Annotated in this window: 16 protein-coding genes; 4 read left to right on the top strand and 12 right to left on the bottom strand. The window is 66.9% G+C overall.

Annotation, left to right across the window (positions count from 1 at the left end; all coding sequences use genetic code 11):
- Positions 1-181: 181 nt before the first annotated feature.
- Positions 182-1,375, top strand: coding sequence for an enoyl-ACP reductase FabV (fabV, locus tag BG90_RS00085; protein WP_010115818.1), 1,194 nt, complete (start codon positions 182-184; stop codon positions 1,373-1,375).
- Between the two features lie 69 nt (positions 1,376-1,444).
- Here fabV and BG90_RS00090 read toward each other — a convergent pair whose 3' ends face one another.
- From BG90_RS00090 to BG90_RS00135, 11 genes are all read right to left on the bottom strand, one after another.
- Entirely contained in the window at positions 1,445-1,702 is a 258-nt protein-coding gene (locus BG90_RS00090) for a class I SAM-dependent methyltransferase (RefSeq protein WP_010115820.1), read from the bottom strand.
- A gap of 7 nt (positions 1,703-1,709) precedes the next feature.
- The gene (locus tag BG90_RS00095) at positions 1,710-2,342 is read right to left on the bottom strand and encodes a response regulator (RefSeq protein WP_038802563.1); all 633 of its coding nucleotides are present in this window, start codon (positions 2,340-2,342) and stop codon (positions 1,710-1,712) included.
- Positions 2,343-4,418, bottom strand: coding sequence for an ATP-binding protein (locus BG90_RS00100; RefSeq protein ID WP_025989858.1), 2,076 nt, complete (start codon positions 4,416-4,418; stop codon positions 2,343-2,345).
- 413 nt (positions 4,419-4,831) lie between these two features.
- On the bottom strand, positions 4,832-5,797 hold the full coding sequence (locus tag BG90_RS00105; protein ID WP_010115833.1) for a Csu type fimbrial protein: 966 nt from the start codon (positions 5,795-5,797) through the stop codon (positions 4,832-4,834).
- A 15-nt stretch (positions 5,798-5,812) separates the two neighbouring features.
- Positions 5,813-8,221, bottom strand: coding sequence for a fimbria/pilus outer membrane usher protein (locus BG90_RS00110; protein WP_010115835.1), 2,409 nt, complete (start codon positions 8,219-8,221; stop codon positions 5,813-5,815).
- Between the two features lie 44 nt (positions 8,222-8,265).
- A complete protein-coding gene (locus BG90_RS00115; protein WP_025989859.1) occupies positions 8,266-9,105 on the bottom strand; it encodes a fimbrial biogenesis chaperone in 840 nt (279 codons plus the stop codon).
- A gap of 17 nt (positions 9,106-9,122) precedes the next feature.
- Entirely contained in the window at positions 9,123-9,647 is a 525-nt protein-coding gene (locus BG90_RS00120; protein WP_038800852.1) for a Csu type fimbrial protein, read from the bottom strand.
- An 82-nt stretch (positions 9,648-9,729) separates the two neighbouring features.
- Positions 9,730-10,290: a Csu type fimbrial protein gene (locus tag BG90_RS00125; RefSeq protein ID WP_010104331.1), complete on the bottom strand. Its 561-nt coding sequence runs from the start codon at positions 10,288-10,290 to the stop codon at positions 9,730-9,732.
- A 52-nt stretch (positions 10,291-10,342) separates the two neighbouring features.
- Positions 10,343-10,888 (bottom strand): Csu type fimbrial protein, encoded by a 546-nt coding sequence (locus tag BG90_RS00130; protein ID WP_025989860.1) that lies wholly within the window; start codon positions 10,886-10,888, stop codon positions 10,343-10,345.
- 603 nt (positions 10,889-11,491) lie between these two features.
- Entirely contained in the window at positions 11,492-11,641 is a 150-nt protein-coding gene (locus BG90_RS36030; RefSeq protein ID WP_157135620.1) for a hypothetical protein, read from the bottom strand.
- A gap of 76 nt (positions 11,642-11,717) precedes the next feature.
- A complete protein-coding gene (locus BG90_RS00135) occupies positions 11,718-12,611 on the bottom strand; it encodes a LysR family transcriptional regulator (protein ID WP_010104335.1) in 894 nt (297 codons plus the stop codon).
- A gap of 446 nt (positions 12,612-13,057) precedes the next feature.
- On the opposite strand from BG90_RS00135, the gene BG90_RS00140 reads away from it, so the two are divergent.
- The 3 genes from BG90_RS00140 to BG90_RS00150 all read left to right on the top strand — a co-directional run bounded on the left by BG90_RS00140 (position 13,058) and on the right by BG90_RS00150 (position 16,019).
- Complete coding sequence (locus BG90_RS00140; RefSeq protein WP_010115844.1) at positions 13,058-14,293, top strand: MFS transporter; 1,236 nt, start codon at positions 13,058-13,060, stop codon at positions 14,291-14,293.
- A gap of 45 nt (positions 14,294-14,338) precedes the next feature.
- A complete protein-coding gene (locus BG90_RS00145; RefSeq protein ID WP_010115846.1) occupies positions 14,339-15,265 on the top strand; it encodes an amidohydrolase family protein in 927 nt (308 codons plus the stop codon).
- Between the two features lie 472 nt (positions 15,266-15,737).
- A complete protein-coding gene (locus BG90_RS00150) occupies positions 15,738-16,019 on the top strand; it encodes an H-NS histone family protein (protein ID WP_025989861.1) in 282 nt (93 codons plus the stop codon).
- A 450-nt stretch (positions 16,020-16,469) separates the two neighbouring features.
- On the opposite strand, the gene BG90_RS00155 is transcribed toward BG90_RS00150, so the two are convergent.
- Positions 16,470-16,733, bottom strand: a complete 264-nt coding sequence (locus tag BG90_RS00155; RefSeq protein ID WP_010104341.1) for a hypothetical protein — start codon at positions 16,731-16,733, stop codon at positions 16,470-16,472.
- Positions 16,734-17,070 lie beyond the last annotated feature (337 nt).

Consider the following 17,070-nt stretch of genomic DNA (forward strand, 5'->3'; position numbering starts at 1 on the left):
AGCGCGATTTGCGACTCTCGACTTGTAGCAACGCCGCGTCGCTCGCACCGAGCACATCCGCCCGACACCCCACGCGATCTCGCGCGCGGCCCGCCTTTCACGAACGCACGACCCGGCGCCCGCCTCGTTTAGAATGCACGCTGCTTTTTTGACCGTCCCCTGCCTGCCTAGCGAGACAGCCATGATCATCAAACCGCGCGTACGCGGCTTCATCTGCGTCACCACCCACCCCGCCGGCTGCGCGGCGAGCGTCCGCGAGCAGATCGCTCACGTCGCCGGCCGCGGGCCGATCGAGCACGGTCCGAAGAAGGTGCTCGTGATCGGCGCGTCGACGGGCTACGGGCTCGCCGCGCGCATCGCGGCCGCGTTCGGCGCGGGCGCGGCGACGCTCGGCGTGTTCTTCGAGCGCGCGCCGAGCGACGCGAAGCCCGGCACGGCCGGCTGGTACAACAGCGCCGCGTTCCACGACGAAGCGGCGGCGCGCGGCCCGTATGCGGCGAGCATCAACGGCGACGCGTTCTCCGACGAGATCAAGCAAAAGACGATCGACGCGATCAAGCGCGACCTCGGCCAGGTCGATCTCGTCGTCTACAGCGTCGCCGCGCCGCGCAGGACGCATCCGAAGACGGGCGAGACGTTCCAGTCGACGCTGAAGCCGATCGGCCGCGCGGTGCGGCTGCGCGGGATCGACACCGACAACGAGGCGGTCAAGGAAACGCTGCTGCAGCCGGCGACGCCCGACGAGATCGCGGGCACGGTCGCCGTGATGGGCGGAGAGGACTGGCGGATGTGGATCGACGCGCTCGACGCCGCGGGCGTGCTCGCCGACGGCGCGAAGACGACCGCGTTCACGTATCTCGGCGAGAAGGTCACGCACGACATCTACTGGAACGGCTCGATCGGCGAAGCGAAGAAGGACCTCGACCGGACCGTGCTCGCGCTCCGCGACAAGCTCGCGGCGCGCGGCGGCGACGCGCGCGTGTCGGTGCTGAAGGCGGTCGTCACGCAGGCGAGCTCCGCGATTCCGATGATGCCGCTGTACCTGTCGCTGCTCTTCAAGACGATGAAGGAGCGCGGCACGCACGAGGGCTGCATCGAGCAGGTCGACGGCCTGTTCCGCGACAGTCTCTACGGCGCCAATCCGCACGTCGACGCCGAAGGCCGGCTGCGCGCGGACGGCCTCGAGCTCGACCCCGCCGTGCAGGAGCGCGTGCTCGCGCTGTGGGATCGGGTGACGGACGACAATCTCTATACGCTCACCGATTTCGCGGGCTACAAGGCCGAATTCCTGCGCCTCTTCGGCTTCGGGATCGACGGCGTCGATTACGACGCGGATGTCGACCCGAACGTACGGATTCCGAATCTGATCGAGTGATTCGCGAAGCGGACGGGCGGTCGCAAGCGGCCGCCCGTCCTCGCGGAACGACGCCGCGCGACGCCGCAATCAGCGCGACGGCGCCTGCGCGACGATGACGGGCCGCTTGAATGGAAACGGCGTGCGACCTTCGTCGCGCCGCGAATGGAGCGCATGCGGGCGCGCCACGCGCCGTTCGAGCAAGCGGCTTCGCTCGTCGTCCGCGAGGCCGTCGGCGACGATCCGCAGGCCGACGACCTCGATCCGCTCGAACACCGGCTTGCCGCCCTCGACGATCCGCGGACCGTCGATCCGCCGGATGTCCAGATGCGACGTGCATATGTCCACGCGCTCGCTACACGAGCCCGTTCTCCGACGCATACATGAACAGATCGACGTCGGACTTGAGGCCGAGCTTGCCCATCGCGTTGTGCTTGTGCGTGCTGACCGTCTTGATGCTGCGGCCGTAGCGGTTCGCGATGTCGGTCATCGTCATTCCGGTCGCGCACAGGCGCACCACCTCGATCTCGCGCGGGCTCAGCTGCGGCGGCGCGTCCGCCGCGCGCATCGCGAGCCCGCCCGCCGCGCCCGCGTGCGTGCCGACGAACGGCCGCCCCCGGCGCACGGCACCGACCGCGCGCGGCAGCTCGTCGAGGTCGCCGCGCTTGCTCAGCACCGCCAGCGCGCCCGCCTGACGCATCGTCCGCATCAGCACCGGGTTGTCGAGCATCGTCAAGACGATCACGCGGACCGAAGGATGGCCGTCGCGGATCGCGGTCAGCATCGCGAGGCCGTCGGCGGCGGGCGGGTCGGGCATCGCGAAATCGGTGATGACGATGTCGCACGGCGTCGTCGCGAGCAGCGCGAGCAGCCCGGCCGGGTCGTGCGCCTCCCCGACGATCGACACGTCGCCCATGCTCGCCAGCATGTGACGCACGCCCAGCAGCACGAGCGGATGGTCGTCCGCGATCAACACTTGAACGCTCATTTACCTTCCTCCTTTTGGATCGCCGCGATCGCGCGATTGCGCCGGATGCGCAACGCAGCGCAGCAGATGGTTCACCATCGCGAGGATTTCGCGGGCCGCGCCACGGATCGCGCGCGCGTCTCCCGCCCCTAGCAGATGATGGAATTCGTCGAGCAGCGCATCGACATGCGCGTGGCCGAACAGGCTGTACGTGCCGCGCGCCGTGTGGCACCACGCGCGCAGCTCGTGCTCGGACAGGCCGTCGCGCAGGTGGCGCGTCAGCGTGTCCCGGTCGCGCTCGAGCGCGCGGCGGCACGCGAGCAGGATCTCCGTGTGCGCCGCGCCGTCGGCGGGCGACGCGCCGAATCCCGTCAGCAAGCGCGTCTTGTCGATCTGAGACGGATCGAAGCTCAGCGGAGGCGCCCGCTCGATCGCATCGACGAGCGCGCGCTCGAGCGCGTCGAGCGTCGTCGGCTTGCCGATGCAGAACGTCATGCCCGCCGCGACGCAGCGCGCGAACTCGCCCTCCGACACGAGCGCCGTCACGCCGACGATGGGCGTCGCGCGCACGCGCGCATCCGGATGCGCGCGGATCGCCGTCGTCAACGCGACGCCGTCCATGCCCGGCATCCGGCAATCGGTGAGCACGACGTCGAACGCGCCCGCCTCGAGCGCGCGCAGCGCTTCGTCGCCGCTGCCGCACAGGCGCGCGCGATGGCCGAGCGCGTCGAGCTGATAGCGGATCACCACACGGTTCATCTCCTGATCGTCGACGACGAGCACGCGGTACGCGCGCGACTGCGCCCCCGCCGCGGCGCGCGCGCGCGCCGAATCGCGCGCATCGAGCGCGGCGCGCAAGCTCTCGACGAACGCGCGCCAGCCGAGCGGGTTGCTGCCCAGCCGCACGTGCGTCCCGCCGTCGATCCAGCCGGCCGGCCCCGCCGCGTCGGTCACGCCGACCCAGCCGATCTGCGGCCTCGACGCATCGACGCGCGCGTCGTCGCACAACACCGCGTCGACGTCCGCCGCGCCGCGCGCGGCGAGCCGCATGCCGGCCGCGCGCGCGTATGCGGCCAGCGTCGCCGCGAGCGCGGAATCGCCGACGTCGATCGACACCACGCGCTCGGCGAGCGCATCCGGCGCATAGCCGCGCGCCACGACCGCGCAGCGGATGCGCGCCGTCGCCGTGGTTCCCCTGCCTTCCTCGCTTGCCAGCGTCACGTCCCCCCCTAGCAATCTCGCGAGCCTGCGCGCAATCGCCAGCCCGAGCCCCGTTCCTGGTTCCGTCCGCCGCGCGCCGCGGCGCGCGCGCACGAACGGCGTGAAGAGCCGCCGCAGTTCGTCCGCGGCGATGCCGATCCCCGTGTCGGCGATCGTCGCGACGATCTCGACCGAACCGTCGACGACGTCCGCCGCGCGCACGCGCACCGACACGCTGCCGCGCTCCGTGTACTTGATGCCGTTGCCGATCAGATTGACGAGAATCTGCCGCAGCCGGTTGCCGTCCGTCAGCACGGCCGCCGGCACGTCGGCGTCGACGTGCAGCCTGATCCGCAAGCCCTTGCGATGCGCGTGCACCGCGAGCATCGCGGTCACGCTGTCGACGAGCTCGCGCACGTCGACGCGCGTCCTCTCGATCGCGAATTGCCCGGCCTCGATGCTCGCATGATCGAGAATGTCGTTCAGCACGCGCGCGAGCGACTGCCCGGAGTCCTGCACGAGACTCAGCAGCCGCTGCTGCTCGGGCGTGCGCAGCCCTTCCTTCAGCAGCTCGACGAGCGCGAGCATGCCGTTGACGGGCGCGCGCAGCTCGTGGCTCGCGGTCGCGAGCGAGCCCCGGCTCGCGCGCAGCGCCGCCTGCAAGCGCTTCAGATCGCGATGCGCCCATCCGTAGCTCAACAACGCGACGAGCACATTGCTGCCGCCCCACAGCAACGGGTACAGGTGTGACCACTTGCAGGGCGCCGTCGCGACCAGCATGCCGTCCTGCATCCGATTCGAAGCCTGCGACAGCGTCCAGAACGCGAGCGCTGCAGCAGAGATGCACACCAGTATGCGTCGACAGAATTTGCCTCCGCAAAAGCCGTCGCTTTTCATACCTTTATCCCATTTGGAACCTCGCCAGAATACGCATCTCTTCCGTTTCCGGAAAAAACCCGCACCTCCTTTTTCTTGTCGGCGTTCCGTTTATGGGTAGGGTCGTTTATCCCATCGCACGTGCGCTTTCTCCGATTCTTCGATTCGATGGCGCGCAGTCGCGAGCGGCGCCGTCCGCATTTCAGCCGGCCCGAAACGAACGTGGGACGGCCGATCGCGAATGTCGACGATCAACGCTTGCGCAATGCGCTATTCTCGCGCCCGATTTGGCCATTTCGGGCTTCGCATATCGTCAAATCTACGCGTCGTTCGAAAACGAAAGAAACTAATCCATCTTGCCTTCTCACCTCCATGTCCCCCGCTCGATTCGATTCGCATGGTCGAAACGATTTCCGAAAGGCGCCGGCTCGCGGCTAATAGCGCACGTCGACGACCACGCTGTCCGTGTAGGTGCCGACAGCGGGCGTCTGCTGATCCGAATAGATTCGCGCGGTGTACGGGAACTGCTGCGCCGACTGGCCATCGGCCGCCGCGCCGCTGCCGGCGCGATTCGTCGACTGTCCCCACACCGCGCCGCCGCCCGCGCCGAAAATGTCGTACTGCAGGCGGTTCGCGCCGTTCGCCATCTGCCGGCGGCCGCTCGCATGCGGGTTCGCGCCGCTGCTCAGGCCGACCGTGTAGACCATCCCTTTCGTGCAGGTGAGCGACACGCTGCCCGTCACGGGCGCGAAGCCGGCGACCGTCGGCGCGGCGCCGAAGTTCACGTCGGGCGCGGCGATCACGCAATCGTTGGTCACGGTGATCGTCACCGGCACGACCGCCGTGCCCGAGCCCTGGTCGCGGCCGAGGCAGATGCCGAGAATGCCGATCCCGCTGCAGTAATTCCAGTTCCACGCGATCGTCAGCGTGTCGGTATACGTGCCCGCCGCGACGTTGCGGCCCTGGATCGTCCGGAAATACAGCGGCAGCGTCTGCGTCGGACCGCCGAAGATCCCGAGCAGGTTCAGCAACTGCCCGCTCGCCCAGTTGTAGGTCACGCCGAAGTCGAGCTTGATCGAGTAGTTCTGATCGGCGAACACCGAGTACGGCAGCGCGTCCCCCGTCGAACCGACGAGCTTGCCGCCGTTCGCCGACGTGATCGTCGCGTTGATCTGGTCGCCGATCACGAACAGCCCGAGCAGCGCGCCCGAGCACGACAGGCCGCTGCTCGTCGTCGACGTCGACTGCGGCTGGCTCGCGGCGACGAACGACGTGACCGTGCCGAACGACGCGGGCGCCGCGCTCACGACCGAGCACGACGCGTGCGCGTGCAGCGCCGCGAATAAACCGAACGCGAGCGCCGCCGCGACGTGTGCGAAGAATTTGCAGAATGGCTTCATCGAGAGTCCCTGTCGTTATTCGCCGCACGCGAGCGGACCGATGCGGCTCATCTGCGCCGCGTCGACGTCGGCGTCGAACGTCGCGCGGCACGTGCGGCCGTCCGGCGCCGTGACGCGCAGGTGATTGACCGCGGACAATCCTTCCAGATAAGTCTCGCCTTGCCAGCCGACGAGCGCGGTCTGGCCGCTCTCTTCGTGCAGCACGCGCGAGCCGATCCCGAGCGGCCGCCCCGCGGTGTCGACGAGCGCGATTTGCGCCGAGACGATCCTCTGGATCGGGAACGTGACGAGCGCGCCGCCGTGGTCGCGCACGGCAACGCGCTTCTCGACGATCGGCACGCGCACGTTGCTCGGCAGATCGAGCGGATCGATCTCGTACTTGCCCGCGTAGTACGACGGCGCCCATGGCACGAGCAGGTGGCCGCCGCCGTCGGTCTTGCCGACGAGCTGATTCTCGTAGCGCACCGGCACGCCCTTGCGGCCTTGCGTGTCGATCAGCACGAACGCGTCGTCGACGCGGTTCGCGGGCAGCATCGCGCCGTCCATCACGACGACCGAGCCCTGCACCTCGCCCCAGCGCGCATAGCCGCGTCCCGCGCCATAGCCGTACGCGCCGCCCTGCACCTGGAAGTAGCGGTTGCGCCACGTCGCGTCCGCCTGCTGATAGTGCGAGCCGCCGCCCGCGTATGCGAGGTTCCAGCCGAAGCCGCCGTCGCTCGGCACGCTGCGGCTGTATTGCACGCGCTCGCTGAAGCCGTTGTTCTCGTCGCGCGCGACCGAGCCCGTCACGACGCCCTTGTCGCCGAGCGGCACGATCAACTGCAATTGCGCGGCGACGCCGCGGTCGCCGATCGTCTTGTTGACCGACGCGTAGATCGTCGCGCGCCGGAAGATCGGCCGCGTGTACGACAGGTTCGCGATCCGCGTGCGCGAGCCGTCCGCGCCGCGCACGTCGAAGTAGCCGGCGCCGAGCGTGCCGCCGATCGCGCCGAGGTTCAGCGCGCCCGTCGCCTGCGTGCTGTTGCGCACGAGCCGGTACGTGACATCGGACGGCAGATCGTAGACCGACAGGTCGCGAAACCCGCCGGTGCGCTGGATTCGCTGCAGCGCCACGCTGAACCGCTGCGATGAATAGCCGTAGCCGAACGCGTACTGCTGACCCGACGCGCCCGCGAGGCTGCTCTGCGTCGCCGCGAAGTTGAACACGCCGAGCATGCCGACGCCGACGTCGAACCCGAGGCCGCCGAGCGCGAAGCGCTCGCCGCCTTCCGCGTGGCCTTCGATCGTCAGGTAATCGGTGAGACCATAGCGCGCGGTGCCCGACGCCGCGAGCTTGCCGTACGAGAACGAGCGGATCCCGTAGTCGCGCCGCATCGCGCCGACCGACAGCGAATAATCGGACAGCCCCTTCTGCAGCAGCGTGTTCGCGACGTAGAACGGAATCGTCGTCGCGACCTGGCGGCCGAGCGCGTCGGTCGTCACGACGGTCGCCTCGCCCGCGCCGTTGATGAACGGCACGTTGTTCAGCGTGAACGGCCCGGGATTGACCTGCCCCGTCGTCGTCTTGCTGCCGTTGATGAACAGATCGACGGCGGTCGGCACCGCGGCCTGCCCGGCGAACTGCGGCAGCGGATACGTGACGATGTCGGGCCGCACCTTGAAGTCGCGCTCGACCGACACGCCGCCCAAGCGCACCGCGCTGCTCCACGACAGCGCGCCCGTGACCACGTCGCCCGCTGTGTACGTGAGCATCCGGTCCTGGTCCGAGTAGCGCCAGGACGTGTCGTAGCGCAGATAGCGGTTGCTCGCGACGCCGCCGCTACCGCCGTAATCCCGCCGGTAGACGCCCGTGTTCGTCACGGTGCCCCACGTGTCGAAGAGCCGCGCTTCGGTCCACGCGGACGTGTAGCTCGTGCCGAGCGTCGGCGAATTCGCGTAGACGTCGTAATTGAACAGGAGCCCGAAGCTCACGGCCGCAGGGGTGCGGTCGTACAGCCGCCGCGAACCGACCGCCTGCTGCGGCAGCCAGTCGGGCGGCACGGTCAGCTTCAGGCGCTGATCGGTGCTTTCGTATTCGGCCTGCACGCCGTCGAGCTTCGACAGGTCGACGAGCGCGTCGGGATCGGCGTTCGTGCGCACCGACGCCTGCGCGAGGTCGCCCGCGCGTGCATAGTAGACGCCGTCGCGATAGCGGATCGGCACGATCCGCCCCGTTGACAGTTCGTTGACGACGAGCTCGAGGTACAGTGTGCCGTGCGTCGCCGCGCCGCCGGCGGGCGGCGGCGCACGGCCGAAGCTGTCCGCAAGCGTCATCGGCTCGCTCGCCCGCGCGTCCCCCGCCGCCGCGAACGCAATTCCCACCGCCCACGCCGCCGCGCGCCGCCGCGGCAGTCTTCTCGTTCCGTGTTCGTTGTACCGCTTCAAGGCATTTCCCCGTCGCGACGTCGTCGCTTGTATCGTGATGCGGATTACCGGTTCGAAGCGGCGCCGTCCACGTCGATTGCAAGGTCGGCCACGCCGTTGACGGTGGCGACCAGCTTGGAATTGGAATTGACCTTCAGGCCGTCGGGCAGCGCCCAGCGCATCTGCGCGCCAGGCAGCACGTAGCCGAGCAGGCCGCGCGCGAAGTCGGCGCGCGCGCCGCTCGATTCGAATGCCGCGTGCGTGATCCGCGCGTGCACGGGGCCTCGGTTCGACACGACGAGCCACCGCTTGCCGCCGTCGTTCGCGACGTGCCAGTGGAGCGCCGGCCGCCCCGCCGTCGCCGGATCGCGGCGCTTGTCCGGGTTCTCCTTCGCCCACAGATCGCCGCCGTAGACGAAGAGCGGCACCGAGTAGTGCATCTGGAACTTGACGCCGAGCGACGCCTCGTTCGCCGACTTCTGCGCGTCGTCGTCCGGCTGCGGGATCTCGTCGATCAGCACGCGGTACGCTTCCTCGGTGCCGGGCGCGACGTCCGCGAGGCGCGTCAGCCGGATGAGCTGGCGCTTGCCGGGCGGCACGGTCGCCATCGGCGGGCTGCCCGCGATGCGCTGCTGACGCTCGTCGTAGACATCCTCTCCGTTCGCCTCGCGCCAGCCGAGCACGCGCACCTGCAGCGTTACCGGCCGGCGGTCGCGGTTCTCGAGCCACAGCGCCGCCGCGCGCTGGTCGCTCTCGATCACGGGATCGATCGGCCAGATCATCACGGACGCCGCCGCATGCGCGTGCTGCGCGGCGAACGACGCCACGGCCGCCGCGCACAGCAGCGCGCGGCGCAGCATGCGGCCGGCACGCACTGGCGTGCCAGGCGATCTCGATACATTCATGACGGATTCCTGATTGATTAATAACTGAGCGTGACCTGCGCGGTGTCCGTGTAAGTGCCGGCGGGCGCGCTGCCGCCCGGCAGCGTCAATGCGCCGTAGATCGGCAGCGTGATCGTTCCGGACACGGGCAGCGACACCGCCTGTCCGATCGCGATCGTCTGCGTGCGTCCGGGATCCGAATACAGCTGATAGGCGACGCGTGCGCCGCCGCTCGCGAGATTGCGCTGCGTGTTGCCCGCGCTCGCGTTCGCGCCGCCGTCGATCGTCATCTTCAGCGTCGAGCCGGGCGAGCATTCGATCTTCAGCGCGCCGCCGCCGACCGCCGCGGTCGCCTGCCCCGTCGCCACGGCAGGATGCGCGCCGAAGTCGAGCGTGCCGAAGTTCAGGCCGCTCGTCGGCCCGCCGCCCGCGACGCCGCAGCCCGCGACGATCTGCGCGCTGACCGTGAAGGCCTGGGTTCTGGGCAGCAGCGTGTCGGCCCGGCCGATGGCCGGCAGCGACGCGACGCACAGCAGAAAAACCACTCGTTGTAGGGTCGACATGACGAACGGAAACCTGGGATCGCCTCGCGGCTCGCTTGCACGCGGGCCGCGAGGCAGGACTGAACGGAATCGACGCGCTCGCTTACCAGCCGAGCGTGACGTTCAGCACGTCGGTGTACGTGCCCGCGGCGAGCGCCGACGAGCTCGTCTTGTTGACGACGCCGAAGAGCGGCAGCGCGAACGCGGAGCCCGGCGTCGGCACCGACACCGATTGCGGCGTGCCCGCGACGTACTGCTGCGAGTGGCCCGCGTCCGCGTAGACTTCGTACGGCACGAAGCTCCCGCCGTTCGCGAGCGCACGCGTGCCCGTGCCGACCGTCGCGCCCTTCGACGCGTTCTGGCCGCCGTCGATCGTCACCTGGATCGACGTGACGTCCGGCGAGCACGTGACTTGCGTCGACGTCGAGCCCCCGCCCTTTGCCGCACTGGCGAGCTGGCCCGTGAAGCCGCTCGGCTGCGTGCCGAAGTCGAGCGTGCCGAAGTTCGTCGCGCTGACCGAGCCGCCGCCCGTATCGACCGCGCAGCCCGTCGTCAGCACGAGTTGCGAATTGACCGTCCCCGTGAGCGGGCTGGTTTGCGCCTGCACGCCAGCACAAGCGGACACGCAGGCGACAGCCGCCCAAACTTTCCATTGAGCCTTCATGTTGTTTCCTTCTGTGTGGTGAAAATGAACTGTTGCTGCTTACCTGCCCGGATCACCAGTCGAGTGTGATCCCGAGCAAATCCTCGTAAGTTCCGGACGGCAGCGCGCGCGTCATGCCGTTGACGACGCCGAAGAGCGGCAGCGTCACGTCGTCCTGTCGCCCATCGACCAGAAACGACTGCGGCAGAAGCGGCACGTACGGCACGCTGCGCGCCGCGTCGCGGTAGACGTTGTACGGAATCCGGCCGTCGGCGCGCCCGTCCGCGCCGCGCTTGACCAGATAGCGGGTCGACTGGTCGCCGTTGCGGCCGCTGTCGATCGACACCAGAAAGCCGCTGACGTCCGGACTGCACACGACGCGCACTGCACCGTTCGACGTCGCGCGGCCGTCGGCCGTGAGGTAGCCGGACCAGAGCGGTCCCTGCGCGCCGAAATCCAGCCGGCCCAAATCCACGCTTCCGGCGACGCCCGCGACCTCGCATCCGCGGCTGACTTGCAAATTCACCTGCATCGTGCCGGTCAGTTGCCCGGCCGAGACAGTCGCGACAAACAGCATGAATGCCGCCCCGCTCACCATCTGCACCACACGCTTGCGCATTTCGCTCTCCACACGATCGCCCGTTGATCTCGTTGTTATGTTTCGATGGCCCAATCGCCGCGCGCGGCGGCCCCGTCGCCTCGCGCGCGCCATGCATGACCGACGCTTGCCGCCCGGCCCGCGCCGCGATTGCCGCGGACGAGCACGGGCGAACGGCAGCGCATCGCGCACCGCCGCCGCGGCAGGCAAAGTCGGAAATCAGATTCGTTCGACCCGGTTTTTAATTGGTTGAGGTCGACTGGATTGGTCTACTCGATTGCGGTTATTTCAGAATCGCGCCCCGATTCCATCGAAAATATAATTGAATAGATGATGAATGGCCATCGTAATTGTTACTATCGGAATAATCCGAGTTTCGGAAAATTTGACAATATTTAAAGATTCTTTTTTGTCCACCCGAATTATCGCTTGAAAAGCGAACGGCTCGACCGCAGTGCGTACAGGCACGGCATCCGCAGCGCAATGCACGATCGAAAGCGGGGAAATCAAATCGGAATTCATGTGATTGGAATAGCCGGATTCCGCCATTTCGAACGAGTGGCCGCGAAAAATGATGCACGCGCGTAGATGAACAATTTCGACGTGACGAAACGGCTCATCCGTTCAATTGCGCGATGCCGGCGATAATTGTCCTGATTTTTCCGCCGGCGCGCCGCCCATTAATCCAAGTGACGAATTTCCCTGCAATGGCCGCGCATCAGGCGATTCGAATATTTCGGCATCCGGATGATTGATGCCGATCGCAGTCGGCATGCAACATGCGACGCGGGGGCGTCGCCGACAGGTCGCGCAGGCGTTCAGTCGACCGGCCGCGCCACACGCCCGAGCCTCAGCTCGCCTGGAACTGCGGCAGCAACTCCGCGAACCGGTCGGCGAGCGTCCGGCGCGAGCGCTTCGGCCAGATCGCCGTCAACGGAAACTCAGGCAGCGCCTGCCCGTCGGCGACCACACTGAAATCGACGCCCTCGAACGTCAGCGTCCGGATCGACGACGGCAGCAGCGACACGCCGCAGCCCGCCGCGACGCAGGCGATCACGGTCAGCGTGCGGTTCGCGTCCTGAACGACCTCGATCGGATGCCCCGCCAGCCGGAACGCGCTGAGAATCGCCGCCCGTATCGACGGCAACTGCTCGTGCGGAAACCAGATGAGCCCGGCGCGCGACAGCTCCCGCAGCGTGATCGTGCCGTCCGGCTGCCGGGGAAACGACTTCGGAATCACGGCGATCAGCGGATCGCGGCGAATCAGCTTTTCATTGACGGGACCGCCGATCGCGACGGGCGTATGGAGAATCCCGATGTCGATCTCGCCGCGCTCGAGCGCGACGACCTGCTCCGCATTGCTCATCTCGCGCATCACGAGATCGACGCGCGGCGCGGCCGCGCGCAGCGCGCATACCGCGGACGGCAGCGTGCCGAACAGCGCGGCCGACACGAATCCGATGCTGAGCCGCCCTGCCCGCTGCGCGCCGATCTCGCTCGCGCGGCGCGCGGCGGCGTCCATCCGCGCGAGGCTCAGGCGAATGTCGTCGACGATCGCTTCGCCCGCCGTCGTCAGCGCCGCACCGCGTCTCGAACGGTCGAACAGCTTCACGCCGAGCTCCCGCTCCATTTTCGTCAGCGCATGACTGAGCGCGGGTTGCGCGACGCCCAAGCGGATCGCCGCGTGAGTCAGGCTGCCGGTGTCGGCGATGGCCAGAAAATAACGAAGATGCTTGGATTCCATAATCACGCAGCTCAATGAGTCTCCGCTTCGATCGTCGCGCTGCCGCATCGACGAATCGACATACAGACTTCGCGAATACACGATTTCATTCCGTTCTCACTCCAAATAGACGAACTCGACCATCCGATTTCCAACACGCCAACCATTCAAGCAAACAAAACTATTTGATCGATAGTTTCGAAATTTCATTCGGCCTATATCGAATCGGACATACGACGACGCAATCAAATCCACATAAGCCTTGACGGGCATTCCCACTTGCACGATCGATGCCGCGGCGGAACGCGTAATCATAATTTTCTTTTATCAATAATGCTTGCCTTCGGCATGCATATGTCGTTTACCACTCGATAAAATATGGCGATATGATGCGGGCTTTTTCCCAATCGCTTATAGCGACATCATTCTGGAGAGCGTGAGTGAGCTGGTACAAAGAAATATCGCCTGTGGAAAGACGCACATTCAAAGGATGTTTTTCCGGTTGGGCGCTCGACGGCATCGACACGCAGATGTTCAGCCTCGTCATTCCCGCCTTGCTCACGTCATGGGGCATCGGCAAAGGGCAAGCGGGCCTGATCGGCGGCGCGACGCTCGCCGCGGGCGCGATCGGCGGACTGCTCGCCGGCGCGATCGCCGACCGCTTCGGCCGCGTGCGCGCGCTGCAGATCACCGTGTGCTGGTTCTCGCTGTTCACGTTCCTGAGCGCATTCGCGCAGAACTTCGAGCAGTTGCTGGTGCTGAAGGCGCTGCAAGGGCTCGGCTTCGGCGGCGAATGGACCGCGGGCGCGGTGCTGTTGAGCGAAACGGTTCGTGCGCAGCATCGCGGCAAGGCGATGGGCATCGTCCAGAGCGCATGGGGCTTCGGCTGGGGCGGCGCCGTGCTGCTCTATACGTTGATCTTCTCGTGGCTGCCGCCCGAATGGGCGTGGCGCGTGCTGTTCGCGATCGGCGTGCTGCCCGCCCTCCTCGTGCTGTACATCCGGCGCGCCATTCCGGAGCCGGCGCGCGACGATACGCGCGCGGCGGCTGCGGCGGCGCCCGCGCAGTCTGCCACGAGCATCTTCGATCCGTCGGTGCTCAGGATGACGATCGTCGGCGGCTTGATCGGCGTCGGCGCGCACGGCGGCTATCACGCGATCACGACCTGGCTGCCGACGTATCTGAAGACCGAGCGCCACCTGTCCGTGCTCGGCACGGGCGCATATCTCGCCGTGATCATCGTCGCGTTCATCGTCGGATGCATGACGAGCGCGTATCTGCAGGACCGCATCGGCCGCCGCAGGAACCTGATGCTGTTCTCCGCCTGCTGCGTCGTGACGGTCAATCTGTACGTGCTGCTGCCGCTCGACAACGTCGCGATGCTGCTGCTCGGCTTCCCGCTCGGCTTCTTCGCGGCCGGCATCCCGGCCACGCTCGGCGCGCTCTTCAACGAACTCTATCCGAGGAACGTGCGCGGACGCGGCGTCGGCTTCTGCTATAACTTCGGACGCGTCGCGTCGGCGATCTTCCCGGTGCTCGTCGGGCACATGGGCTCGTCGATGCCGCTCGGCCTCGCACTCGGCATCGACGCAGGCATCGCTTACGGGCTCGTGTTCATCGCCGTCTGGTTCCTGCCCGAGACGCGCGCGCGCGATTTCCAGGCGTCGCAGCCCGATGCCCGGATCCGCGAAGCGGCGCTGTAGGAGTCGACCGGCATTTTCAGTCGCCCGTCATTTCGTGGATTTTTCATGGATCAGGCATCGAACGATCCGGCAGTCGAAACGACGGGCCGTACCACCGCCACTCGCGCGCACGACGCATGCGATCCGCTGATCGACGCGTGGTACGGGGACGGCGTCGCCCCGATCGAAGCCGTCGATTCGCACGCGCACGTGTTCTTGCGAAGCCTGCCGCGCATTCCGTCCGCGCGGCACTCGCCGGAGTATGACGCGACGCTCGAAGCGTACGTCGCCCATCTGAGCGCGTGCGGGATCACGCATGCGGTTCTCGTGCAGCCGAGCTTTCTCGGCACCGACAATCACTTCTTCGTCGACGCGCTCGCGCGCTATCCGCAGCGTTTTCGCGGCGTCGCGGTCGTGAATCCGTGCACCGCCGAAAACGAATTCGCGCGGCTCGAAGCAACGGACGTGGTCGGTATCCGCCTGAATCTCGTCGGCTCGCCGATTCCGGATTTCGCCTCGCCCCGCTGGCGCGCGCTGCTCGCGCGGGCGAACGCGCTCGGCTGGCACGTCGAAGTGCACCGTCGCGCGGCCGACCTCCCCGCGATCATTCCCGCGCTGCTCGACCAGTCTTGCCGCGTCGTCGTCGATCATTTCGGGCGGCCGGCGCCGCATCTCGGCACGCGCGATCCGGGCTTCCGGTTTCTTCTGTCGATCGCCGGCACGGGACAGGTGTGGGTCAAGCTGTCCGCCGCGTATCGCAACATCGATTCCGGAGACGGCACCGCATTCGGCACGCGTGCGGCCTGCGAGCTGCTCGGCGCATTTCCGCCGCATCGTCTCGTCTGGGGCAGCGATTGGCCGCACACGCAGCACCGCGATCGAACCGATTACCGCATGACGCGCTCGGCGCTCGACGACTGGGTTCCCGACCCGTCGCAACGGCGCATCATTCTCTGCGACTCGGCGCGCGCGCTGTTTCGCTTCGATCGATGACGACTTCGTTCAGGACGTCGATGCATCGCGCCGTGCGCTTCCGATGTATGTCAAAAATTTATGAATATCTAAATTCGATCCGCTGGTTTGCATCGACGCCGGCCGTTAGAATTTTGTCATCCAAATGACGATCTCACGAGCCCTTGTCCAGCGAGCTTCGCGCTCGTACGGATGTCGAATCGGCGTGCCACCGCGAGGACATCGGGCATCGCCAATGGATATCGGTTTTTCATCCCCGCGAGCAGGCCAGGCCGGCGCTTTGCAGTACGCCGCCGCTTGACCGCGGACGGCATCGCGGTCGACGCCGAAGCACGATCGCATTTTTCGTTTCACTTGCCGATCGCCGCGTCGGATTTCGTCTGTTTCCGATCGGCGACCGACTTGTCGTCGTTCGTCAATCACACACAACCATACATTTGCCAGCCGGTACGGGACGCGATCGAATCCCGACAGGCAAGGGAGCAATTTTTCGATGGAAACTTACCTCGACCTTCTGGCTGAACGAGAAGCCCTGATGATCAAACTGGACGCCGCCCGCACGGAAGCGCGAAGCACTGCGCTGTCCGAAGTGAAGCGAATCGTCGAGGAATTCGAGTTCACGACGCAGGAAGTGTTCGGCCGCGCCGGCGCGTTGCGCCGTCGCGGCCGGCTCAAGCCGAAGTACCGCGATCCGAAAACCGGTGCGACGTGGACCGGCCGCGGCCGCCCACCGTCGTGGATCGCCGGGAAGGATCGCGCAGCATTCGTCGTGTGACGCCGATGCGGCTCCGCTCCGCGTCGAGTGACAACGTTTGCTTGCGCCATGGACGCTGCGCACAAGCGACAAAAAGCCCACACCGCTCGTTCGAGCCGTGTGGGCTTTTTCACTGCCGCTATGCGTTAGCACACGCGGCCGGCCGCTGCGTTGCTCGCCGGTCTTCGCCGGGAATCGGGCGCCGAGGCGGGAAACAATCTCGCCATCGGTCGATCGCCTGATCCACGGTTGCCGAAGCCGATGCCCAAACGACCGAACGACCGAACGACCGGGCGGCCATGATCGGAAATCATGTCCGGCCGGCATGTTTCATCGCGCGGGTGCACGCGGAATTCGACAGACCATGTGGGACGTGCAGCGCTGCTGCCGTTCCGCATGACGCGCCATCACGACCGAGCAACAGACAATCCTGTCAACGCGCCGCTCGCGATGCTCAGCGGCATCCGCCTGTCAGAACGCCGGATGGCACTCGAACGCGAGCTGTGCGTGCGCTTGCGGCCCGCTGCCGTGGTCGACGGATTCCCGCTTCACGCTCGCTTGCATGCCGCGCTGCGCGCAGTAGCTCGTCGCTTCGTTGACGGCTCGCTCATGTGCGCCGGCCCACGACAACAGAATGCCGCGCGAGCTCGAATCAACGGTGTAGACGTTCGGTTTTTCGGTCGCGCTGATGTCGGATGCGCTTGAACACGCGGCCAGCAGCAGCGCGCTGGCCACGATCGATAAGGATGACGATTTGAGAACGCGAAGTTTCAATTTCGAAAGCGTGCTCTTCGAGCAGACAGGGAACAATGGGGCACGCGAAAGTATGCCCGGCTCTTCGCGATAGATCATTGCCCTCACGCTTAACAGTCCGTTTCGCTAACGCAAACAATGTGTGTCGCATGCGCGGCGCTCCGCCCGCTCTGCCCGGTTGGGCGCCGCGCCGCACGTGGGTTGCCGAGCGACGCATCCGACCCTCCTCCATCGTCCGAAACAATGCGTGCGCGCCGCCTTCCGCCGCGCAGCGGAAATCCGGCGACGTCGTTGCCCACGATGTGGGACGGCGTGCGTG

The sequence above is a fragment of the Burkholderia oklahomensis C6786 genome (genome assembly GCF_000959365.1).
Taxonomy (GTDB): domain Bacteria; phylum Pseudomonadota; class Gammaproteobacteria; order Burkholderiales; family Burkholderiaceae; genus Burkholderia; species Burkholderia oklahomensis.

What these genes read in the sequence shown, in the direction of transcription:
- fabV (WP_010115818.1), top strand. Translation starts at nt 182, where the DNA reads ATGATCATCAAACCGCGCGTACGCGGCTTCATCTGCGTCACCACCCAC.
- BG90_RS00095 (WP_038802563.1), bottom strand. Translation starts at nt 2,342, where the DNA reads ATGAGCGTTCAAGTGTTGATCGCGGACGACCATCCGCTCGTGCTGCTG.
- BG90_RS00100 (WP_025989858.1), bottom strand. Translation starts at nt 4,418, where the DNA reads ATGAAAAGCGACGGCTTTTGCGGAGGCAAATTCTGTCGACGCATACTG.
- BG90_RS00105 (WP_010115833.1), bottom strand. Translation starts at nt 5,797, where the DNA reads ATGAAGCCATTCTGCAAATTCTTCGCACACGTCGCGGCGGCGCTCGCG.
- BG90_RS00115 (WP_025989859.1), bottom strand. Translation starts at nt 9,105, where the DNA reads ATGAATGTATCGAGATCGCCTGGCACGCCAGTGCGTGCCGGCCGCATG.
- BG90_RS00120 (WP_038800852.1), bottom strand. Translation starts at nt 9,647, where the DNA reads ATGTCGACCCTACAACGAGTGGTTTTTCTGCTGTGCGTCGCGTCGCTG.
- BG90_RS00125 (WP_010104331.1), bottom strand. Translation starts at nt 10,290, where the DNA reads ATGAAGGCTCAATGGAAAGTTTGGGCGGCTGTCGCCTGCGTGTCCGCT.
- BG90_RS00130 (WP_025989860.1), bottom strand. Translation starts at nt 10,888, where the DNA reads ATGCGCAAGCGTGTGGTGCAGATGGTGAGCGGGGCGGCATTCATGCTG.
- BG90_RS36030 (WP_157135620.1), bottom strand. Translation starts at nt 11,641, where the DNA reads ATGCCGACTGCGATCGGCATCAATCATCCGGATGCCGAAATATTCGAA.
- BG90_RS00135 (WP_010104335.1), bottom strand. Translation starts at nt 12,611, where the DNA reads ATGGAATCCAAGCATCTTCGTTATTTTCTGGCCATCGCCGACACCGGC.
- BG90_RS00145 (WP_010115846.1), top strand. Translation starts at nt 14,339, where the DNA reads ATGGATCAGGCATCGAACGATCCGGCAGTCGAAACGACGGGCCGTACC.
- BG90_RS00150 (WP_025989861.1), top strand. Translation starts at nt 15,738, where the DNA reads ATGGAAACTTACCTCGACCTTCTGGCTGAACGAGAAGCCCTGATGATC.